Source organism: Ochrobactrum sp. PL_is483, from assembly GCF_055816855.1.
Map to the genome: position 1 here is coordinate 173,230 of NZ_JBVPGS010000036.1, position 22,968 is coordinate 196,197.

At 59.6% G+C, this 22,968-nt stretch carries 24 protein-coding genes; 12 read left to right on the forward strand and 12 right to left on the reverse strand.

Annotated elements, in window-relative coordinates; all coding sequences use genetic code 11:
* Positions 1–48 precede the first annotated feature (48 nt).
* Complete coding sequence (locus tag AC0TNJ_RS12510) at positions 49–1,629, forward strand: ABC-F family ATP-binding cassette domain-containing protein (protein WP_473771321.1); 1,581 nt, start codon at positions 49–51, stop codon at positions 1,627–1,629.
* Positions 1,630–1,635: 6 nt separating this feature from the next.
* Here the strand turns inward: AC0TNJ_RS12510 and AC0TNJ_RS12515 are convergent, their stop codons facing one another.
* Both AC0TNJ_RS12515 and optR read right to left on the reverse strand, forming a co-directional pair.
* A complete protein-coding gene (locus AC0TNJ_RS12515; RefSeq protein WP_121999928.1) occupies positions 1,636–2,094 on the reverse strand; it encodes a cyclic nucleotide-binding domain-containing protein in 459 nt (152 codons plus the stop codon).
* Positions 2,095–2,128: 34 nt separating this feature from the next.
* Complete coding sequence (optR, locus tag AC0TNJ_RS12520) at positions 2,129–2,812, reverse strand: response regulator OptR (protein ID WP_006467959.1); 684 nt, start codon at positions 2,810–2,812, stop codon at positions 2,129–2,131.
* A 143-nt stretch (positions 2,813–2,955) separates the two neighbouring features.
* On the opposite strand from optR, the gene AC0TNJ_RS12525 reads away from it, so the two are divergent.
* Positions 2,956–3,501 (forward strand): L,D-transpeptidase family protein, encoded by a 546-nt coding sequence (locus tag AC0TNJ_RS12525; RefSeq protein ID WP_473768004.1) that lies wholly within the window; start codon positions 2,956–2,958, stop codon positions 3,499–3,501.
* Positions 3,502–3,506: 5 nt separating this feature from the next.
* On the opposite strand, the gene AC0TNJ_RS12530 is transcribed toward AC0TNJ_RS12525, so the two are convergent.
* On the reverse strand, positions 3,507–4,988 hold the full coding sequence (locus AC0TNJ_RS12530; protein WP_473771322.1) for a nucleobase:cation symporter-2 family protein: 1,482 nt from the start codon (positions 4,986–4,988) through the stop codon (positions 3,507–3,509).
* 219 nt (positions 4,989–5,207) lie between these two features.
* A complete protein-coding gene (locus AC0TNJ_RS12535) occupies positions 5,208–6,701 on the reverse strand; it encodes an aminotransferase-like domain-containing protein (RefSeq protein ID WP_473771323.1) in 1,494 nt (497 codons plus the stop codon).
* Between the two features lie 127 nt (positions 6,702–6,828).
* Between AC0TNJ_RS12535 and AC0TNJ_RS12540 the strand changes: the two genes are divergently transcribed.
* On the forward strand, positions 6,829–7,701 hold the full coding sequence (locus AC0TNJ_RS12540; RefSeq protein ID WP_121999932.1) for a DMT family transporter: 873 nt from the start codon (positions 6,829–6,831) through the stop codon (positions 7,699–7,701).
* Here AC0TNJ_RS12540 and AC0TNJ_RS12545 read toward each other — a convergent pair.
* From AC0TNJ_RS12545 to tsaD, 5 genes are all read right to left on the reverse strand, one after another.
* Positions 7,698–8,354, reverse strand: coding sequence for a class I SAM-dependent methyltransferase (locus AC0TNJ_RS12545; RefSeq protein WP_473771324.1), 657 nt, complete (start codon positions 8,352–8,354; stop codon positions 7,698–7,700). The two genes, AC0TNJ_RS12540 and AC0TNJ_RS12545, sit on opposite strands and share 4 nt — an antisense overlap.
* Positions 8,354–8,782: an EVE domain-containing protein gene (locus tag AC0TNJ_RS12550; RefSeq protein ID WP_121982353.1), complete on the reverse strand. Its 429-nt coding sequence runs from the start codon at positions 8,780–8,782 to the stop codon at positions 8,354–8,356. Before AC0TNJ_RS12550 ends, AC0TNJ_RS12545 begins: the two co-directional genes overlap by 1 nt.
* A gap of 12 nt (positions 8,783–8,794) precedes the next feature.
* Complete coding sequence (locus AC0TNJ_RS12555; protein ID WP_121999934.1) at positions 8,795–9,085, reverse strand: YciI-like protein; 291 nt, start codon at positions 9,083–9,085, stop codon at positions 8,795–8,797.
* A 68-nt stretch (positions 9,086–9,153) separates the two neighbouring features.
* On the reverse strand, positions 9,154–10,134 hold the full coding sequence (locus AC0TNJ_RS12560; protein ID WP_473771325.1) for an NAD(P)H-dependent glycerol-3-phosphate dehydrogenase: 981 nt from the start codon (positions 10,132–10,134) through the stop codon (positions 9,154–9,156).
* The gene (gene tsaD, locus AC0TNJ_RS12565) at positions 10,131–11,210 is read right to left on the reverse strand and encodes a tRNA (adenosine(37)-N6)-threonylcarbamoyltransferase complex transferase subunit TsaD (protein WP_473767998.1); all 1,080 of its coding nucleotides are present in this window, start codon (positions 11,208–11,210) and stop codon (positions 10,131–10,133) included. Before tsaD ends, AC0TNJ_RS12560 begins: the two co-directional genes overlap by 4 nt.
* Positions 11,211–11,274: 64 nt before the next feature.
* Here tsaD and hemC point away from each other — a divergent pair, with 64 nt between their 5' ends.
* From hemC to AC0TNJ_RS12590, 5 genes are all read left to right on the forward strand, one after another.
* Complete coding sequence (gene hemC / locus AC0TNJ_RS12570) at positions 11,275–12,219, forward strand: hydroxymethylbilane synthase (RefSeq protein ID WP_473771326.1); 945 nt, start codon at positions 11,275–11,277, stop codon at positions 12,217–12,219.
* A 2-nt stretch (positions 12,220–12,221) separates the two neighbouring features.
* On the forward strand, positions 12,222–12,956 hold the full coding sequence (locus tag AC0TNJ_RS12575; protein WP_473771327.1) for a uroporphyrinogen-III synthase: 735 nt from the start codon (positions 12,222–12,224) through the stop codon (positions 12,954–12,956).
* Between the two features lie 83 nt (positions 12,957–13,039).
* The gene (locus tag AC0TNJ_RS12580) at positions 13,040–14,401 is read left to right on the forward strand and encodes a COG4223 family protein (protein ID WP_473771328.1); all 1,362 of its coding nucleotides are present in this window, start codon (positions 13,040–13,042) and stop codon (positions 14,399–14,401) included.
* Positions 14,402–14,412: 11 nt separating this feature from the next.
* Positions 14,413–16,062 carry a heme biosynthesis HemY N-terminal domain-containing protein gene (locus AC0TNJ_RS12585; RefSeq protein ID WP_473771329.1) on the forward strand — a complete coding sequence of 550 codons (1,650 nt, stop codon included), beginning with the start codon at positions 14,413–14,415 and terminating at the stop codon, positions 16,060–16,062.
* A gap of 179 nt (positions 16,063–16,241) precedes the next feature.
* Entirely contained in the window at positions 16,242–16,721 is a 480-nt protein-coding gene (locus AC0TNJ_RS12590; protein WP_121999941.1) for a tellurite resistance TerB family protein, read from the forward strand.
* 22 nt (positions 16,722–16,743) lie between these two features.
* Here AC0TNJ_RS12590 and AC0TNJ_RS12595 read toward each other — a convergent pair whose 3' ends face one another.
* Positions 16,744–17,985, reverse strand: coding sequence for an MFS transporter (locus AC0TNJ_RS12595; RefSeq protein WP_473771330.1), 1,242 nt, complete (start codon positions 17,983–17,985; stop codon positions 16,744–16,746).
* Positions 17,986–18,195: 210 nt separating this feature from the next.
* Entirely contained in the window at positions 18,196–18,882 is a 687-nt protein-coding gene (aqpZ, locus tag AC0TNJ_RS12600; protein ID WP_473771331.1) for an aquaporin Z, read from the reverse strand.
* A gap of 376 nt (positions 18,883–19,258) precedes the next feature.
* Between aqpZ and AC0TNJ_RS12605 the strand changes: the two genes are divergently transcribed.
* Positions 19,259–19,531, forward strand: coding sequence for a hypothetical protein (locus AC0TNJ_RS12605; protein WP_121999944.1), 273 nt, complete (start codon positions 19,259–19,261; stop codon positions 19,529–19,531).
* Between the two features lie 9 nt (positions 19,532–19,540).
* Here the strand turns inward: AC0TNJ_RS12605 and AC0TNJ_RS12610 are convergent, their stop codons facing one another.
* Positions 19,541–20,167, reverse strand: coding sequence for a hypothetical protein (locus AC0TNJ_RS12610; protein WP_473771332.1), 627 nt, complete (start codon positions 20,165–20,167; stop codon positions 19,541–19,543).
* A 252-nt stretch (positions 20,168–20,419) separates the two neighbouring features.
* Between AC0TNJ_RS12610 and ftsE the strand changes: the two genes are divergently transcribed.
* From ftsE to AC0TNJ_RS12625, 3 genes are read left to right on the forward strand one after another with little or no spacing between them, the layout of a single operon-like run.
* Positions 20,420–21,043: a cell division ATP-binding protein FtsE gene (ftsE, locus tag AC0TNJ_RS12615; protein ID WP_473768114.1), complete on the forward strand. Its 624-nt coding sequence runs from the start codon at positions 20,420–20,422 to the stop codon at positions 21,041–21,043.
* Positions 21,036–22,061: a cell division protein FtsX gene (locus tag AC0TNJ_RS12620; RefSeq protein ID WP_473767989.1), complete on the forward strand. Its 1,026-nt coding sequence runs from the start codon at positions 21,036–21,038 to the stop codon at positions 22,059–22,061. The genes ftsE and AC0TNJ_RS12620 overlap by 8 nt, the downstream gene beginning before the upstream one ends.
* A complete protein-coding gene (locus AC0TNJ_RS12625) occupies positions 22,058–22,966 on the forward strand; it encodes a YdcF family protein (RefSeq protein WP_473771333.1) in 909 nt (302 codons plus the stop codon). Before AC0TNJ_RS12620 ends, AC0TNJ_RS12625 begins: the two co-directional genes overlap by 4 nt.
* The last annotated feature ends 2 nt before the right edge of the window (positions 22,967–22,968 follow it).

Consider the following 22,968-nt stretch of genomic DNA (forward strand, 5'->3'; position numbering starts at 1 on the left):
TGGCACTGTTTCAAATGACCAGTGTTTTCAATGTTTCCATGGTTCGCGATGTCTTCTCTTCTCACACTTCAGGATGTTTCCTGCGTTACGGCTGATGGCCGTCCCCTCTTCGAATCCGTCAATTTCAGCGTAGCCGAAGGCCGCATCGGTCTGGTTGGGCGCAATGGTGTCGGCAAATCGACGCTGTTGCGCATCATGAGCGGGATGCTGCTTCCGACGAGCGGGAATGTGACAGCCAATGGAAGCATCGGCGTTCTACGGCAGAATGTCGGCGGCAATGCTGCCATGACGCTTGCGGATATTTTCGATGCACGGGCAGGCTTCGATATTCTGGCTCGTATTGAACGGGGGCTGGCCAGTGACAGCGATCTGGATGAGGCCGACTGGCTTTTGCCGCAGCGCTTCACCGACGCGCTGCAGGAACTTGGCCTGCCTGATTTGGCTCCCGACACCCGCATTTCAGCCTTGAGCGGAGGTCAGCAAACACGCGCGGCGCTTGCCGCCCTTATCTTCCACAAGCCCGATCTTATTCTACTGGATGAGCCGACCAATAATCTCGATCGCGCCGGTCGTTTGGCCGTCGTGGAACTTCTCTCCGGCTGGCGTGGAGCAGCCGTCGTGGTCAGCCATGACCGTGAGCTGCTGCGGACCATGGATGCGATAGCGGAATTGTCCCCGGCGGGGCTTCGCTTCTATGGCGGCAACTGGGATTTCTATCAGGAGAAGAGAGCTGAGGAGCGTGAAACGGCGGCACGCGATCTTGCAACGGCGCGGCGCGAGGTCAGGCAGGTCGAACGCAAGGCGCAGGCCGCAGCCGAAAGACAGGCACGCAGTGACGCGCGCGGCCGCGCGTCGCGGGCCGATGCGGGAATGAGCAAGATGCTGCTCGATGCCCGGCAAGACCGTGCGCAACAGTCGAAGGGGCGAGGCGATGCATTGGCGGAACGCCAGTCCACCCAGGCAAACGAACGGTTGCAGGAGGCCCAGGCGAAAGTCGAGCGGGTGAAGCCGATGCATTTCGATGTGGCAGGCGCAGTTCCGCCGTCCGGGCGGGTGATGCTGGAGATGCAGAATGTCTCAGGCGGACCTCAAGCCGACCACCCGGTGATTCGTGACCTGTCGCTGAAGATTGTTGGAGCCGAGCGTGTGGTGGTTACGGGGCCAAATGGTGCAGGCAAGACCAGCCTGTTGCGGCTGATGATGGGCGATCTTCAGCCTGTGGCCGGAACCGTGATGCGTCCGGCGCGTCTGGCGATGTTCGACCAGCAGATGAGCCTGATGGATCGCGACCAGACGCTTTATGAAAATTATCGGCGCCTCAATCCGGGCTCCAGCGACAACGACGCGCATGCGGCGCTGGCGCGCTTTTCGTTTCGCGGCGAGGGTGCTTCACGGCTTGCCGGTAGCCTCAGCGGCGGTGAATTGTTGAGGGCTGCACTTGCCTGCGTTCTCGGTGGAACGAGGCTTCCCGAACTGCTGATCCTCGATGAACCCACGAATCATCTCGACCTCGATTCCATCGAGGCGCTGGAAACCGCACTCAACGCCTATGAGGGGGCGCTGATCGTCGTGAGCCACGATCAGGCTTTCCTTGAGGCTATCGGGACGGGAAAGAGGATTGATCTTTGAAGAGGGTCAGTCGCCATTCAAGCGCGGCGCGACTTTTTCGATTTCGCCGATCAGCTGGAGCAGATCGCGGCTGATGTGGGAATGAAGTACGGCTGCCGCTTCCGGATATTCTTCTAGGATACGCCGAAAGATCGCGCGGCTGATACGTACGACTTCCGTTTCCTCTTCGGCGAGAGCGCCTGTCAGTCGGCTGGTTTGCGCGATCAGCGCCATTTCGCCGATCATTGCGCCTGGCCCGACGGAGCGGATCGCGATCCGCCCCTCTTCGCTATCGTGAAACAGGGTGATGTTGCCGGAGACGACGATATATCCGCAGTCCGCGCTTTGTCCCTCACGGAAAAGCTCTCGCCCTGCTCTGAGAACGAGACGTTCCGCACCAAAGGCAAGCAGCCGCAGCTGTTCGGGCGTAAAAGACTCGAACAGGCCTACGGAACCGAGAATGCGAATATCATCATCAAGCGCCATGGATCGTCAATACACCTGCATCGGGCGCCGTCCATCATGGGACAAGCTTGTATCCCCCGCTTTCTGTGACCAGAAGCGCCGCATTGGACGGATCTTTTTCTATTTTCTGTCGCAGACGATAGACATGGGTTTCCAGCGTGTGCGTGGTAACGCCTGAATTGTAGCCCCACACTTCTTCCAGCAGGACATCGCGACCGATAACCTTGTCGCCGGCGCGATAGAGGTACTTGATGATCGCCGCTTCCTTTTCGGTGAGGCGAATCTTGCTGCCCTTCTCGTCGATGAGCAGCTTCTGGCCGGGCTTGAACGTATAGGGGCCGACGATGAAGGTCGCATCCTCGCTCTGCTCGTGCTGGCGCAGCTGCGCGCGCACGCGCGCCAGAAGCACCGCGAACTTGAACGGCTTGGTGACGTAATCATTGGCGCCCGATTCGAGGCCGAGAATCGTATCCGATTCCGTATCGTGCCCGGTGAGCATGATGATCGGCGCCTTGAAACCACCCTTGCGCAGCAGTTTTACGGCTTCACGCCCATCCATATCCGGCAGGCCGACATCCATGATCAGGAGGTCCACAATGCCGTTTCGCGCAGTCTGGATGCCCTTGGTGGCATTGTCTTCCTGCAGGATCTGGAATTCTTCGCACAGCTCCAGCTGTTCGACGAGGATGGAACGGAGATCTTCGTCATCGTCCACAATCAGTATCGTACGGCCTGTCATGCCTGTCCTCGTTACTCTTTGATTTAAATGGCTCTTGGTGTTTTATGACATTTAATGGAGGCAAGTTGAAGCGGCGAAACGTGAAACAGGTTTTCGCGCCCGCCGACAACGGTTTTTAACATGCATGACACGGAGGCGGGAGCTTGGCCAGATACACAATTAGCCGGGGAATCGGCGTTATCGATGTGCGGGCCAAACCGGGCCACAAAACGCGCGGCTTGCTTGTTGCGGGCAATCTGGTGCTGGAATGTGCTCTTGGCAAGGGGGGAATCAGCGCTTTCAAGCGCGAAGGCGATGGCGCGACGCCTCTGGCAACCATGCGGCTGCTCTACGGATACAGGCGTGGCGACAAGGGTTTGTTGCCATCCTCACGGTTGCCGCTCGGCCGCGTCCGCCGTCTGGACGGCTGGTGCGATGCGCCGTCCGATGCCAATTACAACCGTCCCGTCAGGCTGCCTTATGCGGCAAGCCACGAGGATATGTGGCGGCGCGACGATCTCTACGACGTCTGCATTGTCATGGATTGGAACATCGCGCCGCGCCGTCGCGGATGTGGCAGTGCGATCTTCTTCCATCTGGCGCGACCGGGCTATACGCCGACCGAAGGCTGCATAGCATTGAAGCGCGCCGACATGGCGCGCCTCCTGCCTCATCTGACGGACCGGACTGTCATCCGCGTCCTGAGATAGTTGCCTCAGTGTGCGGCAGCTATTCTGACCTCATTGCCCTTGGCATCGTAGAGCTTGCCGTTCAGGAAATAGTCTCCGTCATGCAGCTCAGCGATATTGTGATGGCGGATGATGCGTTCGGTTCCTTCCGCAAAGACCGACATCTGGTTGCTGTTGCCGAGCTTGATCTCATTGAACATCAGGTTGAGCGCAATAGCCATCAATGCCGCCGAACTGATGCCGGAATGAAATATGGTTTCAAACCAGGTCGGGAAGTGATGATAGAACTGCGGTGCGGCGATGGGGATCATGCCGAAGCCGATCGAGGTCGCCACGATGATGAGATTGATGTTGTTCTCGTAGTCGACCTTTGACAGCGTGCGGATGCCGCTCGCAGCCACGGTGCCGAACAGGACGATGCCCGCTCCGCCCAGAACTGCAGGAGGAACGCAGGCAATCACCCGGCCCATCACCGGCAGGAGGCCGAGCGTGATGAGGATTAGCCCGCCGGTTGCGACGACATAGCGGCTCTTCACGCCTGTCACAGCAACAAGGCCGACATTCTGCGCGAAGGCGCTCTGCGTGAAGGAGCCGACGACCGGCGACAGGATGCTTGAAAGCATATCCGCGCGCAGGCCATTGGCGAGGCGGCGCGAATCCACTTTCGTACCGAGGATTTCACCGACAGCCAGAATATCCGCTGAGGTCTCGACCAGCGTAACCATGATCACGATGAACATCGAGAGCGTTGCCGCAAAGCTGAATACCGGCATGCCGAAATGGAAAACCTCCGGCAATGCCACCATCGTGCCTTCGCCCACCCGTGAGAAATCGGTCATGCCGAGCGCCCAGGCGATAAAGGTTCCGATGACCATGGCAAGCAGGATCGAAAGCCGCGAAATCGTGGCATTGCCCATCTTGCTTAGAATGAGAACGATGACCAGCGTGAGCCCTGCAAGGCCGATATTGGCCATGCTGCCGAATTCCGGGCTGTTGCTGTCGCCGCCCATTGCCCAGCGCGCTGCAACGGGCATCAGCGTCAGGCCGATGGTGGTGATGACGATGCCGGTGACGAGCGGAGGAAAGAAGCGCGTGATGCGCGAGAATATCGGCGTGATGATAAGGCCGATCACGGCTGCCGCGATGACGGCTCCCAGCACGACTTGCAAGCCTGCTTCGCCCGTCTGGCTCGACGTGACGATGGCGACCATGGTGGCGACGCCCGAAAACGAGACGCCTTGAACAAGCGGAAGCTGGCAGCCGAAAAAGGGAATGCCGATGGTTTGCAGGACGGTCGCAACACCGCCCGCAAACAAGGATGCGGTGATCAGCAGGCCGATTTCGGTCGGGCTGAGACCAGCCGCCTGGCCGATGATCAGCGGAACCGCGACGATCCCTCCATACATGGTCAGCACATGCTGAAAGCCGTAAGCCAGGTTGGCAGTGACAGATAATTTTTCATCTTCGGGACGCGAAAGCGCATCCGCCCCGGACTGGTGCGTATTCAATGATACTCCCTCCCAGCAGGCGCGAACGCGTCGTCAGCCTGCTCTCTCCGTTCTCCCTGCGCCCGATCATCGTGGCATGCCTTCCGGCACCGAACCGACGATGAAATGCGCGATGTCTCCTCCAAAGACATGTCGTAGGAGTATAACCGGAGCCGTCCGGTTGACTGTGCCTCTTTTGCTTGAAATTGTTTTCGATGCGGGAGCGCTAATGCTGAGGGGTCACCCGTCGATTTTGGCGCGGGCGTCTCGCATCGCATCGCGCAGTACCGCGAAAATGTACGGTTCCAGCGATTGGGCGACATTGAAGCGCAGAAAACCGCTTGCCGTTCGCGACGCGCTGAAGACGTTGCCGGGTGCCAGCAGTACGCCTTTTTCCAGAGCATGCCGGGCAATCTGGCCGGAGTCCAGCCCGTCCGGCAATTGCGCCCAAAGGAACATGCCGCCCGGCGGCTCGGTCCAAAGAGTGAGGCCCTCCGCTTTCAGGCGGTTGGCTGTCAGCGTCATGGCGTCGGCCAGCTTGGCGCGCAGGCTGTCTACATGGCGGCGATAGGTGCCGTCCGTCAGAAGTGCATGCACGATCTGCGGCGACAGTGCATTGCCGCCGAAGCTGGTGGCGAGTTTCAGGTCGGTCAGCCCGTCGATCCAGTCGCTACGCCCGGCGATATAGCCAACGCGGGCCGCTGCCGACAGCGTCTTGGAGAAGCTGCCGATATGCAGGACGCGATCGAATCCGTCGAGTTCGGCAAGCAATGGCGCGGGGGAGGGATGAAAATCGCCGAAGATATTGTCTTCAACCAGCGTGATGCCATGCGCTTCGGCAAGCTTCAGCAGCCGGTGCGCGGTGGCCGGAGTCATTGAGCCGCCGGTCGGGTTATGCAGCCCGGCATTGGATATATAGAGTTTGGGCGCGTGTTCGCTGGCAGCTCTGGCAAAGGCTTCGAGGTCAGGGCCGGTATGGCTATAGGGCACGCCGACGAGTTTGACGCGGTGTGTCAGAAGCACGGCCTGAAAGTTGAAGTAGCAGGGATCATCGACCAGAACCGTATCGCCCGGCTGGAGCAGATAGCGGCAGATGAGATCGATGGCCTGCGTGCCGGAATCGGCCAGCAATATGTCGCCGCTCGACACGTCGATGCCCTGTTCGCCAAGCCGGTGCGCAAGATGCTGGCGCAGGGGACGAAAACCAAGGGGTTCGCCATAGGTGGCAAGATTGCTTGTCTCGTCACGGGCGACCATGCGCATGGCGCGACGGATCGCGTCCTGCGGGAGCCATGCGTCGGGAAGCCAGCCGCATCCGGGTTTAAGCGTGGCGTCGCCTGCTTCAAGCGATTGCCGCATGACCCAGAACGGATCGATCTGGCGCTCCTTGTGTGGCGTGTTGGTGGCGAGCGAAAGCGGCTGGCGCGCGCGCTCCGAAACATAGAAGCCCGCGCCGCGCCGCGACTGGATGATACCTTCTGCCACCAGCCGGTCATAAGCTTCAACGACGGTGGATTTCGAGACATTCATCGTTTCGGCGAGGCGGCGGATGGAAGGCAGCCGCGCGCCCGGTGCGAGGCTCATCGCGGTAATGCGTCCGCGAATAATGCTCATCACCTTTTCAACGAGCGGCACCCTGTCGGCAGCGATGTTTTCGTCGCCAGCCTCAATTTCCCCGCCTGCATAGGCGGCTTCTACAGCTTCGAGGCTGCGCAGCAGGCCCGTCGAAATCATCTGTACTATCCTTCGTACCAGTACAGTTTGTCGAAATTGTCCGGGAACTGTCCCTGATTATTCGGGCAGTTTCGCGGCATTGTCCTGCGAATCTTTATACGATTTTAGAGAAAGCCGAAAAGACACAATGAACAAGAATGTTGGGAATAAGACTGGGGGATGGATCAACGGGTTTTTGGGCGTATTGATTTTTTCCGGGTCGCTGCCTGCGACACGGCTGGCGGTAATCGATATCGACCCGACCTTCCTGACAATGGTGCGCGCATCGATTGCAGGTGTGCTGGGACTGGCGCTCCTGCTGGCGTTCCGGGAACCTTTTCCACGCCGTAACGATGCCATTTCGCTGATTGTGGTGGCGCTTGGCGTGGTCGTCGGCTTTCCGCTGCTGACGGGGCTTGCGCTCCAGCATATGACCTCCGCCCATGCGATTGTCTTTATCGGATTGCTGCCGCTCGCTACCGCAATCTTCGCTGTCCTGCGCGGCGGCGAGCGCCCACGCCCGATGTTCTGGCTGTTTTCGGTGGTGGGAAGCCTGATTGTCGCTTCCTATGCCTACGGACAGGGAAGCCAGTCCACGCTGCTGGGCGATGTGCTGATGCTTGCCGCTGTCATCGTTTGCGGTCTGGGCTATGCGGAAGGGGCACAGCTTTCGCGCAGGCTCGGCGGCTGGCAGGTCATCTGCTGGGCGCTGGTGTTCTCGCTGCCGCTCATGCTGCCGTTAAGCGTGATGACGCGGCCTGAGACATGGGCAGGCATCGGCGCACCGGCCTGGATAAGTCTCGGCTATGTTTCGCTGTTCTCTATGCTGATCGGCTTTTTCTTCTGGTATCGCGGCCTTGCGCAGGGCGGAGCCGCCACTGTCGGCCAGTTGCAGCTTCTCCAGCCCTTCTTTGGGCTTATGCTGGCTGCCGGCATAGCAGGAGAATCCGTCAGCATGGGGATGGTGGCGACGGCGGCTGTAGTCGTTGCCTGCGTGGCGGGTGCCAAGCGGTTTGCCTAAATAAATGCCCAGACGGTCGTGCGCTTGACTTCCGCGTCTTCCAGGGCGCGGGTCACGGGCACCGTGTAGACGGCAAACTGTTGCAGCTTGTCCTTGGGCAGATAGGCGCGGCCCGGATCACCAACTATGATACGGGCGCCGCGTTGGCTAAGCTTCGAAAACCAGGGAATAAGCCGCTCGGCGAGCGGCTTTTCATAAAAGACATCGCCTGCCAGAACCACATCCCAGCCGGCATCGTGCCCGATGAGGTCATCCAAAGAGGGGGAAACCGATACGCCATTGGCCTCAGCATTGAGTTCGATGGCTGGGCCCGCGAAGGGATCGATGTCAGAAGCCAGCACGCTTGATGCGCCGGCCCGCATGGCGGCAATGGCGACAAGGCCGGAACCCGATGCAAAATCCAGCACCGTCTGGTCCTTCACCGTTTCGGGATGATCCAGAATATAGCGCGCCACACCCTGACCGCCCGCCCATGCGAAAGCCCAGAAGGGCGGCGGAAGGCCGATAGTGGCGAGCTCTTCCTCCGTCTTGTGCCAGAGGTCGTGGGCTTCATCGGCCAGATGAAGGCGAATTTCCGGCACATGCGGCGGCGCTTGCAGACTGGTGTTGGCCAGAATGAAATCGCGCGCGCTTTTATGAGCCGGATCGAGCATCAGATATCTTTGACATCCAGTCCGCCCATGCGGCAGACTTCGATCCATTCGTCTTCCAAGACCGGCTGTACCGAAAGACGCATCGAGGTGACGAGCGCCATTTTCTCCAGCTTCGGATTGGCCTTCACATCTTTCAGCGTCACCGGCTTCGGCATATCGCGGACAGCCCGGATATCCACGCATTCCCAGCGCGGATCGTCCGTTGTGCTGTCATGGTGCGCCAGCGCGCAGACCTCGACGATGCCGACAACTTCCAGCCCTTCATTGGAATGGTAGAAGAAGCCCTTGTCGCCCAGTTTCATGGCGCGCATGTTGTTGCGCGCCTGATAATTGCGCACACCGTCCCACTGCTCGCCTTTTTCGCCACGGGCTTTCTGCATTTCCCATGACCATTTGAACGGTTCGGATTTGAACAGCCAGTAAGCCATCAGTCACAAGCCTCAAGCGTTGGCCGGATTGTTGATCACCCAGTTCCACGGACGCACGGTCACGCTGTCGAACAGGCCCGCCAGCGCATAGGGATCGTTGGCGGCGATCTCTTCTGCTTCGGCCTTGTCGGCGGCTTCGACAACGACCAGACTGCCATTCGGCTTGCCGTCTTCACCAAGGAAGGGCCCTGCAAATTTCAGCCCGTCGCCAAGACCCTTGAGATAGTCGAGATGCGCAGGGCGCGTATCGAGGCGCACTTGCAGGTGGTCCGGCTTGTCGTTGCACAGAAGAGCAAAAAGCATCGTCAATTATCCTTTCCGTTGAGCATGATCTTGTCCGAAAACCGGTTCCCGCTTTTCGGGATCACGCTCTAATCTTCGGTCTTGAGTGGTCGGGTGAGCAGAGCCGTCACGGCTTCGTCAATGGTGATGGTCCCATCCAGCAGCGCTCCCGTCGCATCGATGATGGGGGCGGAGATGGCGTGTTTGCGGCATAATTCGGCGGCGATCGGCGCGGTGGCCACGCCTTCGGCAAGCGGGCGGTTGGTGAGGTCTTCGCCTCGTCCAAGCGCCAGCCCGTAGGAATAGTTGCGCGACTGCGACGAAGAGCAGGTCAGCATCAGGTCGCCGAGGCCGGAAAGGCCCATGATGGTTTCGGGTTTCGCCCCCATGGCCTGACCGATGCGGCGGAGTTCCGCAAATCCGCGCGTGACGAGGGCCGCCTGTGCGCTGGCGCCAAAGCCGCGCCCGACGGCGGCACCGGCGGCAATGGCCAGCACATTCTTCAGCGCGCCGCCGATCTCGACGCCCTTGAGATCGGTTGTCGAATAGCAGCGGAAAGCCGGGCCGGACAGGAGTGCTGCAAGCTGGTCGGCAGTTGGGGCGTCCTCGCAGGCAACGGTCACAGCGGTCGGAAGCCCTCTGGCGACGTCTGTTGCAAAACTTGGACCGGATAGCGCCGCAATCCGGTGGTTCGGCAGAACTTCCGCCACGACCTCCGACATCAGCCGCCCGGTGTTGCGTTCTATCCCCTTGGCGCAAAGCACGACGGGTGCGCGTTGCGCTATGAAGTCGGACAATTGCGAAAGTCCGGCACGCATGGCCTGCGCGGGGATGACGGCCAGAACGGCATCAGCACCCTCCACGACAGCCGCCGCATCCGTACTTGCATGAATAGCGTCGGGAAGCACGATTTCGCCCAGATAACGCGGATTGCGGTGGGTCCGGTTGATGGCCTCGACCGTTTCGTCATCGCGGGCGTAGAGCCATGTATGGTGGCCGCTGCTGCATGCCATGGCTGCAAGGGCTGTGCCCCAGGCACCGCCGCCCAGAATGGCGATTTTCGTGCTCATGCCTTGGCTCCGCGTCGTCCGGTTCCGATCAGTGGAGCCGACTTTTCATCGAGCGGCCAGCGCGAGCGGGGTGCAAGGTCGAGCTTGTCCGGCGCCTCTGTCGCGGCCCGTTCGGCACCAGCCCAGGCGATCATCGCGGCATTGTCGGTGCACAGATCAAGCGGTGGAGCGACAAAGCTGAAACCATGCCGGGCGCAGAGGGTTTCGAGCGCGGCGCGCAGGGTCTTGTTGGCCGCAACCCCGCCAGCAACAACGAGCGCCGGTGTTTCGCAATCGGGGAATTCATTCTTGAAGCGTTCAAGCGAACGACCCACCCGGTCGGACAGCGTGTCGGCGACCGCAGCTTGAAAAGAGGCGCACATATCGGCCACGTCCTGATCCGACAAGGGAACAAGTTCGGTTGCCGTCTGGCGCACTGCGGTCTTGAGACCGGAAAAGGAAAAATCGAGCCGTGCTTCGCCTTTCAATGGCCGCGGCAGGGCGAAACGCTTCGGATCGCCCTGAAGCGCCATGCGTTCGACTGCCGGGCCGCCCGGATAAGGCAGGCCCAGAAGCTTTGCGGTCTTGTCGAAAGCTTCGCCAAGTGCATCGTCAATCGTGGTGCCGAGGCGCTCATAGTCGCCAATGCCGCGCACCAGCACCATCTGCGTGTGACCGCCGGAAACGAGCAGCAGCAGATAGGGAAAAGGCAGGTCATCGGTCAGCCGCGCCGTCAAGGCATGGCCCTCCAGATGATTGACGGCATAAAACGGCTTCTGAGCCGCCATGGCCAGCGCCTTGGCGGTCATCAGCCCGACGATCAGCCCACCGATCAGTCCCGGCCCTGCCGTGGCGGCGACGGCATCGACGTCGGCAAGTTTCATGTCGGCGTCGTCCAGTGCGCGGGCAACCAGCCGGTCCAGCGCTTCGACATGGGCGCGCGCGGCGATCTCCGGCACCACCCCACCATAGGGTTCGTGCTCGGCGATCTGGCTCAGAACCACATTGGACAATATCCGTCCTTCGCCCCGATCGTCCCGTTCGACGATTGCGGCGGCTGTTTCGTCGCAACTTGTTTCTATTCCAAGAATGCGCATTTGCGGTTAGACCCTGCCTGTCTCATAATTCATTTGAAAAATCCGGTACCATGGACGGCGCAATATGCAAACAGCATCCTTGAAGAATGGCACGTTGAAGATAGGCACGCGGGGCAGCAAGCTTGCTCTCGCCCAGGCTTACGAGACGCGTCGCCGCCTGATGGAGGCGCATGGTCTTCCGGAAGAAGCCATCGAAATCATTCCCATGTCGACAGCAGGCGACCGCATTCAGGATCGCGCGCTTTCCGAGATCGGCGGCAAGGGGCTTTTTACCGAGGAGATCGAACAGGCGCTGACAGACGGCCGAATCGATCTCGCCGTCCATTCCACCAAGGATATGCCGACGGTTCTGCCTGATGGTCTTCATCTTTCCGTTTTTCTTGAGCGCGAAGACCCCCGCGATGCCTTTATCGGCCGCACGGCCTCCCGCCTTCTCGATCTGCCGCAGGGAGCGACGGTCGGATCGTCATCCTTGCGTCGCCAGGCCTTGATCCGCCGCCTTCGTCCAGACATTCAAGTGGTGATTTTCCGCGGCAATGTCGATACCCGCCTGCGCAAACTGGGAGCAGGGGAAGTCGACGGGACGTTTCTTGCTTGTGCGGGATTGCGGCGTCTGGGCCTTGGCGATGTCATTACCGATCTGGCCGATCTGGATAGTTTCCCGCCCGCGCCGGGACAAGGCGCCATCGGGATCGAAACCCGTATCGGCGATACGCGCATCGATGCGCTGCTGGCCCCGCTTGCGCACCGCGAAACAGGCATAGCGCTTGCTTGCGAACGGGCGTTTCTGGCTGCGCTTGACGGTTCCTGCCGCACACCGATTGCCGGACTTGCGACCGTGAACGGCGATACGGTTTCATTCCACGGCATGATCTTGAAGCCGGATGGGACTGAGGCGCATGAGATAAGGGCCGAGGGACCGACATCGAATGCTGCCGCACTCGGCACGGACGCAGCAGAGCAGTTGCGCGCGAAGGCCGGTCCCAAATTCTTCGAGGGCTGGGAGTAGATTTGGCGGGGCGAGCACACATCGCATCTCTTGGCCGGGTTCTGGTGACGCGGCCGCAACCGGCAGGCGCCCGGACCGCCGCGAGACTGGCGTCGAAAGGCTATGAGCCGGTTTTGCTTCCGCTGAGCCGGACCGTTGCGCTTTCTTTTGCTGTGCCCGTCGGCCCCTTTGCGGCTTTGACAGTGACAAGCGCCAATGCCTTTCACCACATGGACATGGAACTGCTGAAGCCGTTTCTTGACCTGCCGCTCTTTGCCGTGGGGCAGGGAACGGCGCAGGCGGCACGGAAGGCTGGTTTCGGCTGCGTGATCGATGGCGGCGGCGATGCTGTTCGGCTTGCGGCGACCATGCAGCGCGAACTTCCCGAACAATCCCGTGTTCTCTATCTCGCCGGGCGGGTGCGTCAGCCGGTTTTCGAAGACGAGATGCGGGCCGCGAAACTCGATATGCATGTTGTCGATGTCTACGATACCGAAACGATTGTTTACACGGCTGCGTCACTTCAAACCGCGCTGGGCGACACGCCTTTTGCCGCAGTCATGCTTTATTCCGGTGTTGCGGTGATGAGCTTTGTGGATGCGATGCGCGAAATCGAGCCGCCCATTGATGCGAAAACGCGGTTTTTGTGTATTTCCGGCCGTGTGGCTGACCGTTTGCCGCCCAACTGGAGGGCAAATGCCCTTGTTGCAGACCATCCTGATGAAGAAGGGCTTTTCCGGCTGTTTGCCAAACTTTGACTCATTTTGGCGCAACCTTCCTTCATCTGGCGATTTTATCTGATAGAGTTTGAGTCAACCAATCGGCACTTTCGAGAGGATCCATGGCGAAACCCGGCACTCCGCGACATTCCAAACCGGCCCGTAATCCTGTGACGATCAATCTCGATCCATCGGACGTGAAGCGGGTTGACGAACCGGCGAAAGTGACGCCAGACGCGGAGCCGGTAGGGAGCTTTTCAAAACCGGAAAACTCAAAGCCGGAAGCCGCGAAGCCAGCGGCTTCGCCCAAACCGGAAGCAACGACTGCAGAAAAGATCGTGAAAACGGAAAAGCCGGAAAGTACGGCATATGCCAAACCGCCCTTTACGTCGGGTGTGAAACCGGAAACCCAGCAGCCAGCGCAAAAAAGCGGTGCGGGCGCGTCGCATCTTCTGGCTGGTATTGCTGGCGGCGTGATCGGCCTTGGTGGTCTGCTGGCGCTGCAATGGGGCAATGTCGTCCCTTCTCCCGGCGCGAAAGTGACGGCGGAACAGCTGGCGCATATGGAACAGCAGATCGCCGATCTGCGCAGCAATCCTGTGCCTGCGCCGCTTGACGATGCAAGCCGTGCACAGCTTGCGGCGCTGGAAAAGAATGTTCAGGCGGCTGAGATCAAGGCAGAGGCAGTCGCGGGATCGTTTGCCGATCTTCAACAGCAAGTGGCGGCCTTGCCGAAGGAAGCCGGGCAGCAGGCAGCAGCCGATACCTCCGCCCTGTCCGAACGGCTCGATGCGCTGGAAAGCAAACTTTCGGCGGCACAGAGCCGGGCCGAGGAGGCAACAGCCGGAGTGACGGGGAACAGCGGCACGATTTCATCGCTCGAATCGAAACTGACCTCCTTGCAGGAAAAGGTCAGTGAGGCTTCACGCCAGCCCGACGCGACGGCGCTCATCGCAGCGAATGCGCTGAAAACGGCGATTGATCGGGGCGGTTCGTTCAAGGCGGAACTGGACACTTACGCGTCGGTCGTGCCGGATGAGGCGTCCATTGAACAGTTGCGTGCTCATGCCGATAAAGGCGTTCCGACTGTCGCCGACCTGAATGCGTGGTTCGGCGCCGTCGCAAACCGGATTGTCGCGACGGAGAACAAGCTGCCTGCCGACGCCGGAATTTGGGATCAGCTTGTCGCCAGCGCCAAAGGATTGGTGAGCGTGCGCCCGGTGGCCGGCAATGTCAGCGGAACTGGCGTCGGACCAACCACCGCCCGTATGGAAGCGGCTCTTCAGGCTGGCGATCTGGAGCGCGCGCTCAGCGAATGGGAACAGTTGCCTGCCGATGCCAAGGCGACCTCGCGGGAATTTGCTGATCAGATGCGAGCGCGGCGGGATGCCGATGTGCTGGTGCAGCGGCTTGTTGCGGACAGCCTGAAACCCAGAGCATCCACGGGCGAGACGGGCGGGGCCGCGGCCTCTTCCGGTCAATAGGAGGCAGGCCGATGCTACGTGTCCTGTTTTATCTCGTCATTGTTGCCGCCCTTGGGTTCGGTTTTGCGTGGCTTGCGGACCGTCCGGGCGAGATTGATGTTACTTTCGCGGGCAACCATTACAATGTGCCGCTGATAACCGCCGTTGCGGGGATCGTTGCCCTTGTCGCGGCCATCCTCATCCTGTGGTGGCTGGTGAAAAGCATCATCCAGTCGCCATACACGCTGCGCAGGCATTTTCGCGCACGCAAGCGCGATCGCGGCTATCAGTCGCTTTCGACCGGCCTGATCGCTGCTGGAGCCGGTGATGCGGAAGCAGCCCGCCGCATGACAAAACAGGCGGGCAAACTGCTCAGTTCCGACCAGGAGCCGCTGATAAAGCTTCTGGAAGCGCAGACAGCGATGCTGGAAGGACGCACGGAAGATGCCCGCAGGGGCTTTGAAGCGATGGTGGAGGACCCCGAGACACGTCTGCTCGGTCTGCGTGGCCTTTATATCGAGGCCCAGCGTGTCGGCGCCCGCGATGCTGCCCGCCATTATGCCGCAGAAGCAGCCGGTCAAGCGCCGCAGCTCGAATGGGCTTCGTCGGCCATGATGGGGCAGCTTTGTGCCGAAGGCGACTGGGATGCGGCGTTGAAGCTTGTCGATGCGCGCAAGCAGGCGCTTGCCCATGGCAAGGATGTGGTGAAGAAGGAGCGCGCCGCGCTTTTGACTGCCAAGGCGATGGCGATTGTCGATGTCGACCATGCGCAGGCAAAGGCCTTGGCGCTGGAAGCAAACAAGCTCGCCCCCGATCTCGTGCCTGCCGCCGTGGTTGCCGCGCGCGCGCTTTTCGCCGATGGCGATGTACGGAAAGGTTCGAAAATTCTGGAAGCGGCCTGGAAACGGTTCCCGCAGCCCGACATTGCTTCGACCTATGTCTATGCCCGATCCGGCGATACGGCTCACGATCGTCTGAAGCGCGCGAAGCACCTCGTATCATTGCGCTCCAACACTGCCGAGGGCAGTCTCGTTCTGGCGCGGGCTGCCTATGAGGCAGGCGATTATCGCTTCGCCCGCGACAATGCCGAGCAGGTTCTGCGTGCGTCGCCGCGCGAGAGCGCCTATCTGCTGCTTGCCGATATTGAAGAAGCCGAAACCGGCGATCAGGGCAAGGTTCGTGAATGGCTGGCGCGGGCGGTCAAGGCCCCGCGCGATCCCGCCTGGACTGCCGATGGCTATGTTTCGGAACAATGGGCGCCGGTCTCGCCGGTCACCGGGCGGCTCAACAGCTTTGAGTGGAAAGTTCCGGTCGTGGAACTCGCTCCGGCCATTGAAGCGGAAAAGCCCGAAATCAGGGGGGCGGTGGACGTAAAGCCGGTTAATCAGATTGTTCTGGCGGAGCCTGCCGTGGCGGATCTATCCTCCCCTGCGGAAAGAAGAGCGCCTGTCCGGGACGTGGTGGAAGCCGAAGTTGTTGTTCCGGCTGCCGAGCCCGTCAAACTGTCGCCTGCCACTCCGACACAAAAGGCCGGTGAGGTAAAGCCATCTGTGGCTGACGTCGTGACGGCTGACGAGGACGCAGAAGCCGCGCCGCGCCGTGCGCATATCGTTGTGGACGATCCGGGTGTCGACGAAAGCAAGGCTCCACAGAAAGCCCAGAGCGGGTTGCGGCTTTTCTGATCCGGGTGCTCCAATCGTTGCCGAAAAACAACGCGGTGCCTCTCTTGGGCGATAAACGGCTGTGCAAGACCGTTTATCGCCTTGCCTGACGCATTCAGCTCGTTACCTTCGATGTTGCTAACCGATGTGCCGGAACCAACATGGTGATCGGCAAGCAGTGAATGTGGCAGCGAGGTTGAATGTTCGATCGTCTTCTGGATTTTTTAAAAGAACTTCCTGCAAACGGTTTTCGTGACCGCAGTGAAAAATTTTCCAATGACGATCCCAGGCTGGCTGCCGCTGCCTTGCTTTATCACATCATGGACGCCGACGGTGAAACACGGGAAAGCGAGCGCAAGAAGCTCTCTTCGGTGCTGTCGCAAAAATATGATCTGAAAGGCGACAGCCTGAAAAGGTTGATCCGTGCTGCGGAAAAGGCTGATCAGGAAGCCGTCGACCTGTCGGATTTTACCTCGGTTTTGAAGCGCCAGCTCGACTATCAGGCCCGGCTCGATCTGGTCGCTCTGATGTGGGATATGGTCTATGCCGATGGCAAGGTGAGTGAAGTCGAGGCGGATGTGATGTGGCGGGTTGCCGAACTCGTCGGCATTCGCGAAGACGACCGCAACGCCATTCAGGACCGCATGGACAAGGCGAACCGAAGCACGCCTGCGTCCTGACGGATTGCTGTGTTGCGAAGGCTCAGGTTCGTCCCTGCAAGTGGCGGGCCTTGCGCAATTGCGGGAACATCGCTGCCCAGGCAATGGCGACGGCGATAGATCCCAATCCGCCGATGACGACTGCGGGAACAGCGCCAATGGCGGCCGCCATCAGACCGGCACGGAATTCGCCCAGCTCGTTCGATGCGCCGACAAAGACCATGTTCACCGCGTTGACGCGACCGCGCACGTGATCGGGCGTCCACAGCTGCATCAGCGTTTCGCGAATGTAGACGCTGATCATGTCGGCGGCACCGGCAAGCGCCAGGGCAATGACGGACAGCCAGGTCAGCGTCGAGACACCGAAGATAATATTGAAGAAGCCGAAGAGGCCGACGAATACGAACATCACCCGGCCCGCATGATCGCGGATGGGATGCCCGGCCAACCAGATTGCCGTCAGAACAGCGCCGATGCCGGGAGCGGAGCGCAGCAGGCCCAGGCCCCAGGGGCCGAGATCGAGAACGTCGCGCGCATAGACGGGCAACAGGGCCACCGTTCCGCCGAGGAGAACGGCGAACAGGTCCAGTGAAATCGCGCCCAGAACGATCTTTTCCTTCCAGATATAGCGGAAGCCCGCCAGCATGCTTGTCAGCGAGCGCTGTTCGGCAAGTGTGTGCTGCTTGGGCTTTGGAATGGAAAAGATCAGAAACGAGCCAATCAGCAGGAAGACCGTTGCAACGGAATAGGCCGCTACCGGCGAAATGCCGTAAAGAAGGCCACCGGCAACTGGACCGACGATCGTGGCCACTTGCCATGCCGATGAATTCCACGACACGGCATTGGCGAAATCCTCGGTTGGAACGAGATTGACGACCAGCGATGCTGAAGAGGGTCCGAGAAATGCGCGCGCCACGCCGAAAAGTGTCAGTGCGGCAAAAACAGTCAGGGGCTCGAACAGGCCTGCGAGGGTCAAGCCGAGCAGTATTGCGGTCACCACGCTTTCCAGAATGAGCGAAAGTCCCATGATGAAACGCCTGCCGAAGCGGTCGGCAGCGGCACCGGTTACCAGGACCAGCAAGAGGGCCGGTAGAAATTGCACCAGCCCGACCATGCCCAGATTAAAGGCGTCGCGGGTGAGATCATAGATCTGCCAACCAACCGACACGCTTACGATCTGAACCGCAAATGCGCTCAGGAAACGGGCGCCCCAGTATTTTTTGAAGGCGGAGTGCCGGAACGCGGCATAACGATCCGCAGAAGAAGCATCGGTGGAGGAGGGCATTGCTCACAACATCTAAAGCATTTCCGAGCAAAAACTGCGAAGCGGTTTGCTTCGGATAATGCGCAACAACAACAAGATAGATGTTACTTACAGTATCCTTCCCATGATCGGAACCACTTTTTGTGGCCTGCTGTCCGTATTGAGAGAAACGCACCGTTGAAAAGAAAAAGGCCGGCTTGAACCGGCCTTTCATCGTGTTGTCGTTCTGGATCAATCCTTGCCGAGAAGGCCTTTCCAGATGATCGCGCCGATGACTGCGCCGACCAACGGTGCAACCCAGAACAGCCAGAGCTGACCGAGTGCTGCGGTTTCGGCAAATAGAGCGACGCCGGTCGAACGAGCCGGATTGACGGACGTATTGGTGACCGGGATCGAAATCAGGTGGATCAGGGTCAGGCCAAGACCGATGGCAATCGGGGCAAAACCAGCCGGAGCGATGGAAGAGGTCGATCCGAGAATGATGATGATGAAAAACGCCGTGAGGACGATTTCAATAAGCAGGGCTGCCGTCAGGCTGTAGCCGCCGGGCGAGAGTTCGGCGTAACCGTTGGAGGCAAAGCCGCCCGCGGTGAAGCCCGCCTTGCCGGAAGCGATGACATAGAGCACCGCTGCAGCAGCGATTGCGCCCAGAACCTGTGCAACCCAGTACGGGATAAGGTCCTTTGCCGGAAGCCTGCCGCCAATGACGAGGCCCAGCGAGACAGCGGGATTGAAATGGCCGCCGGAAATACCGCCAACGGCATAAGCCATGGTCAGGACCGTCAGACCGAAGGCGAAGGCAACGCCGAGAAAGCCGATGCCCAGTTCAGGAAAGGCTGCGGCGAGGACGGCGCTGCCGCAACCCCCGAATACAAGCCAGAATGTTCCGAAAAATTCAGCCGACAATTTGTTCAGCATGGAAATCCCCAGGGTTGGTGTAGTGAAACTGCCGCATGCGAATCATTTAGCAAGAAGCATATAATCACCTTTTTCTTTCGACAATCATGTTTAACTTGATCGAAGGCGCCTGTTTCCTGTGGATTTATCCCCTCATCTCAGTAAACAGGGAGGCTATTCTTCTTATATTCGAACTTGCTTTTATATCTCTTCTAATTCGGGTTCTGGTGGACATTCGACGTCGCCCGACGGGAGTTTTTTAAAGCCGTCGAACCCGTCTGGCTATATTGCGGAAAGGGGGCGCGGCACGTTATAAGCACAGATGTCGAACGGGCGACGCTCTCCAGCGCAAAAGCGATTGGCGGGTGGTTCGCGGGGCAGATTGGAGTTGTCAGCCTTGAACACTCATCGTGGGACGAAAACGCAAAGGCTCGTTTCAGGAGCGGTCAAGGTCGTTCCCATTGTTGCAGCTCTGTCGGGCTGCACGGCGACGGCATGGACGGAGAAGGTGAAGATCGACAGCACGCCAATGCCGACCGAGTGCGCAGGCTGGCAGAAGATCGATCTCAAACAGCGCACCACATTGGTTCTGCTGCGTGAAGACCCGCGCCTCGTGGTCGAAATCGACTCACATAATCTCAAGGGCCGCAACCTCGGCTGCTGGCAGTAACCTGCCACTTCAGGTCGGAGAAGCCAGTCGCACATCGATTTTCTCGACGGTGCCGCGCAGCGCCGGCAGCAAGGTTTCGAAGTCGATATAAGCACCTGGTTTCAAGATTGTTTCCCCGGGCGCCAGACGGCGTTCGCGTTTGCTGCCGTCGCTATAGGTAATCATGACGATCAGCGGCGGCGTGGCGCGTTCCTCGGATGTAGTGTTCCGGATGCGTCCGCCGACATTCAGAATATCGCCCTTATCATGCACGCCGACGCTGGTTTTGAGATTGGTCAGTTGAAGCGCCGAAACGAGTGGCAGCATCGATTGTCCGCCGGAAGCGGGCTTGTCGGCAAGCAGCGTATGTCCCCCTGCGATCCAGAAAGCCGTGGTCGCGCAAAGAGCGACGAAAACCCAATACCCGAATCCGGGCCAATCGCTGGCCGGACCGGTTTCCGACAGGAATTTGCGCGAAGCGAGCGGCTTTTGCGAAATGACGGAGGAGAAGAATTTTGGGCGAGGCGAAACCGGGAGGATGGTTTCGAATTCGGCGTCCTCGACCGCTTCCTCATCAGAAACAAACCATGCCGCCGGAATTTTTCCACGCGAAGACGCACGCGATATCTGCGCTGTCGATGGGTGTTTCGCCATCATGACGTCATCTTCCTTTGCGTTTTTCGCTCCTTCGGCCGATGCCACACACTGGCTCATAATGGTTAATGCTTTCTGGCTACAGCTGCGGACCTTTACTTTTTTCGAGTACATGGGCCGGGATTTAACCAAACATTAACCATAGGGGATAAAGGTCGATCTGATATCGATGTCATCCGTGCGCCTGTCAGCGTACGGGCAATTTAAGAGAAACTGCCGGTGATACGTTTTGAGAATGTCGGCCTGCGATATGGAATGGGTCCTGAGATCCTGCGCGATGTCAGTCTCCATATTCCGCCGCGTTCATTCCAGTTCCTGACCGGCCCTTCCGGGGCGGGAAAGACTTCGCTCATGCGCCTTCTCTTCATGGCGCTGAAGCCGACGCGCGGTCTTATCAATATTTTTGGCAAGGACGTTGCGCGGCTCAATCACGCGGAAATCCCGCTTTTGCGCCGCCGCATCGGTATCGTGTTTCAGGATTTTCGCCTGCTCGACCATATGACCACATACGAGAATGTGGCGCTTCCGCTGCGCGTGCGCGGAAAGGAAGAGGCGACCTATCGTCATGAGGTGGAAGAGCTTCTGCACTGGGTAGGGCTGGGCGACCGCATGAATGTCTTGCCGCCGGTTCTTTCGGGCGGCGAAAAGCAGCGCGCCGCAATCGCGCGGGCGCTGATCGATCAGCCGGAACTGCTTCTCGCCGACGAGCCGACCGGCAATGTCGATCCGCCGCTTGCAAAGCGTCTCTTGCGTCTTTTCACCGAGCTGAACCGCTCGGGCACGGCTGTCATCATCGCGACCCACGATCTGTCCCTGATGGATCAGGTCGATGCGCGGCGCATGATCCTCGAACATGGGCGGCTCGACATCTATGATTGATGCAAAGAACGCCTTGCAACGCAAGCTGGAGGATGTCCGGGTCCGTTTCGAGGACCTCAAGGACATGCTGCTCGTTCGTATCGGCAAGCGCCGGAAACGCCAGGGACCGAGCCCCATCGTTCCCGACGGCAGTGTGACCGGCACGGCACTCGTCATCGTGATCGCCATCATGACCTTTCTGGCATGTCTGACGATGGGCGGCGTGACGCTTGTTCGCGCCTCGGCGGCTGCATGGCAGAGCCAGATCGCACGCGAGGCCACGATCCAGATCCGGCCAGTCGACGGACAGGACATGGAAAAGGCGCTGGCTGAGGCAAGCGAGATCGCGCGCGGCTTTGCCGGTGTGAAGGGCACCAGCATTATCGACAAGGCGGCCACCGCGCGGCTGCTTGAACCGTGGCTCGGCAGCGGCCTCAATGTCGATGAATTGCCCGTGCCGCGGCTGGTCGTGGTGACGATTGATGAGACTGCCCCGCCTGATTTCGAAACCATGCGGGCTGAAATCACACGCGCCATTCCGGCTGCGACTTTTGACGATCATCGGACCTGGGTCGACAGGCTGGTCTCCATGGCACATACGACGGTGTTCGTGGGTACAGGGGTTCTGTCGCTTGTGATCGCGGCGACCGTTCTGACCGTAATCTTTGCCACGCGCGGGGCAATGTCCGGCAATGGCCACATTATCGAGGTGCTGCATTTCATCGGCGCCGAATCAAAATTCGTGGCGCGCGAGTTTGAATGGCATTTCTTCCGCACGGCGCTGAAGGGAGCACTGTGCGGAGGAGCAGCGGCGATGCTGGTTTTCCTGATCTTTTCCTGGTGGGCATCGAGCCACATGGCGACGCCTGAAGGCGATCAGGCGGCTGCCATGTTCGGTAATTTCGCTATCGGGCGGGACGGCTATATCGGGGCTGGCATCATTATCATTCTGGTGAGTTTTCTCACCATGCTGACCAGCCGGCTGACGGTAATCCGCCAGCTCGCCACCATGGACGGTCCGGGGGTGCGCTCCGAATGAGAACCTTCTCCGATACAGGCGCTTTCAAGGCGAGATTTTCGACCGCTTCTCCGACTTCTCGCCGCAATGCTGGCTATGATGGAAGAAGAGATGGTGCGCGAATCCCGCAAGTGCTATCGGGTGGGCGACGGTTGCATGATGATGCAGTGGCACAGAAGCAGGCAGCAAACGGATTTTCCACGGGAGATGTGGTCTGGCGGCGCAGCCGGAACCGCGTTTCCCTGCAATCTTTTGCACTTGCGTCCGGTAATTTCCTATGGTCTGTCATGATGCGCATGTTCAGACGTTTTCAGCCGGTTTCCATCGTTCTCTTTGCTATCCTTCTGGCGTTCCTCGTCGGCTTCGTCGTGTTTGGTGAAAAGGTTACCAGCATGCAGCCGCCAGCCATTGACGAGCCCGCCGATGCGATCATCGTTCTGACCGGCGGCCAGTCCAGAATTCAGGCTGCCGTCAATCTCCTGAAGGACAAGCGAGGAAAGCGGCTCCTGATTAGCGGCGTTCATCCGGCGACCAATGAAAAGGCGCTGCAGCGTGCGACCCATGCCGATCAGAACCTGTTTGACTGCTGCGTCGATCTCGACCGGTCGGCGCTCAACACCATCGGCAATGCCACCGAAAGCGAACGCTGGATTCGCACGAACAACTATCGCCGCGTCATCCTGGTCACCAACAACTATCATATTCCACGCAGCACGCTGGAAATGTCCTATCGCATGAAGGATGTCGAGTTCATTCCCTATCCGGTCGTGAACGGAGAACGCCACGAGCATAGCTGGATTGCCGAAGGCGACACATTGCGCGTGCTCTTCATCGAATATGTGAAGTATCTGGGCGCCGCAGTCCGTGTGGGCGCAAGCGGGTTGTTTGGAACGCAGCCCGGGCAAAGCGCGACGGCGGAAAACTGATC

Coding starts and splice junctions, on each gene's coding strand:
- AC0TNJ_RS12510 (WP_473771321.1), top strand. CDS start 49: ATGTCTTCTCTTCTCACACTTCAGGATGTTTCCTGCGTTACGGCTGAT.
- AC0TNJ_RS12515 (WP_121999928.1), bottom strand. CDS start 2,094: ATGGCGCTTGATGATGATATTCGCATTCTCGGTTCCGTAGGCCTGTTC.
- optR (WP_006467959.1), bottom strand. CDS start 2,812: ATGACAGGCCGTACGATACTGATTGTGGACGATGACGAAGATCTCCGT.
- AC0TNJ_RS12535 (WP_473771323.1), bottom strand. CDS start 6,701: ATGATTTCGACGGGCCTGCTGCGCAGCCTCGAAGCTGTAGAAGCCGCC.
- AC0TNJ_RS12540 (WP_121999932.1), top strand. CDS start 6,829: ATGAACAAGAATGTTGGGAATAAGACTGGGGGATGGATCAACGGGTTT.
- AC0TNJ_RS12545 (WP_473771324.1), bottom strand. CDS start 8,354: ATGCTCGATCCGGCTCATAAAAGCGCGCGCGATTTCATTCTGGCCAAC.
- AC0TNJ_RS12550 (WP_121982353.1), bottom strand. CDS start 8,782: ATGGCTTACTGGCTGTTCAAATCCGAACCGTTCAAATGGTCATGGGAA.
- AC0TNJ_RS12555 (WP_121999934.1), bottom strand. CDS start 9,085: ATGCTTTTTGCTCTTCTGTGCAACGACAAGCCGGACCACCTGCAAGTG.
- AC0TNJ_RS12560 (WP_473771325.1), bottom strand. CDS start 10,134: ATGAGCACGAAAATCGCCATTCTGGGCGGCGGTGCCTGGGGCACAGCC.
- tsaD (WP_473767998.1), bottom strand. CDS start 11,210: ATGCGCATTCTTGGAATAGAAACAAGTTGCGACGAAACAGCCGCCGCA.
- hemC (WP_473771326.1), top strand. CDS start 11,275: ATGCAAACAGCATCCTTGAAGAATGGCACGTTGAAGATAGGCACGCGG.
- AC0TNJ_RS12580 (WP_473771328.1), top strand. CDS start 13,040: ATGGCGAAACCCGGCACTCCGCGACATTCCAAACCGGCCCGTAATCCT.
- AC0TNJ_RS12585 (WP_473771329.1), top strand. CDS start 14,413: ATGCTACGTGTCCTGTTTTATCTCGTCATTGTTGCCGCCCTTGGGTTC.
- AC0TNJ_RS12590 (WP_121999941.1), top strand. CDS start 16,242: ATGTTCGATCGTCTTCTGGATTTTTTAAAAGAACTTCCTGCAAACGGT.
- AC0TNJ_RS12595 (WP_473771330.1), bottom strand. CDS start 17,985: ATGCCCTCCTCCACCGATGCTTCTTCTGCGGATCGTTATGCCGCGTTC.
- aqpZ (WP_473771331.1), bottom strand. CDS start 18,882: ATGCTGAACAAATTGTCGGCTGAATTTTTCGGAACATTCTGGCTTGTA.
- AC0TNJ_RS12610 (WP_473771332.1), bottom strand. CDS start 20,167: ATGATGGCGAAACACCCATCGACAGCGCAGATATCGCGTGCGTCTTCG.
- ftsE (WP_473768114.1), top strand. CDS start 20,420: ATGGGTCCTGAGATCCTGCGCGATGTCAGTCTCCATATTCCGCCGCGT.
- AC0TNJ_RS12620 (WP_473767989.1), top strand. CDS start 21,036: ATGATTGATGCAAAGAACGCCTTGCAACGCAAGCTGGAGGATGTCCGG.
- AC0TNJ_RS12625 (WP_473771333.1), top strand. CDS start 22,058: ATGAGAACCTTCTCCGATACAGGCGCTTTCAAGGCGAGATTTTCGACC.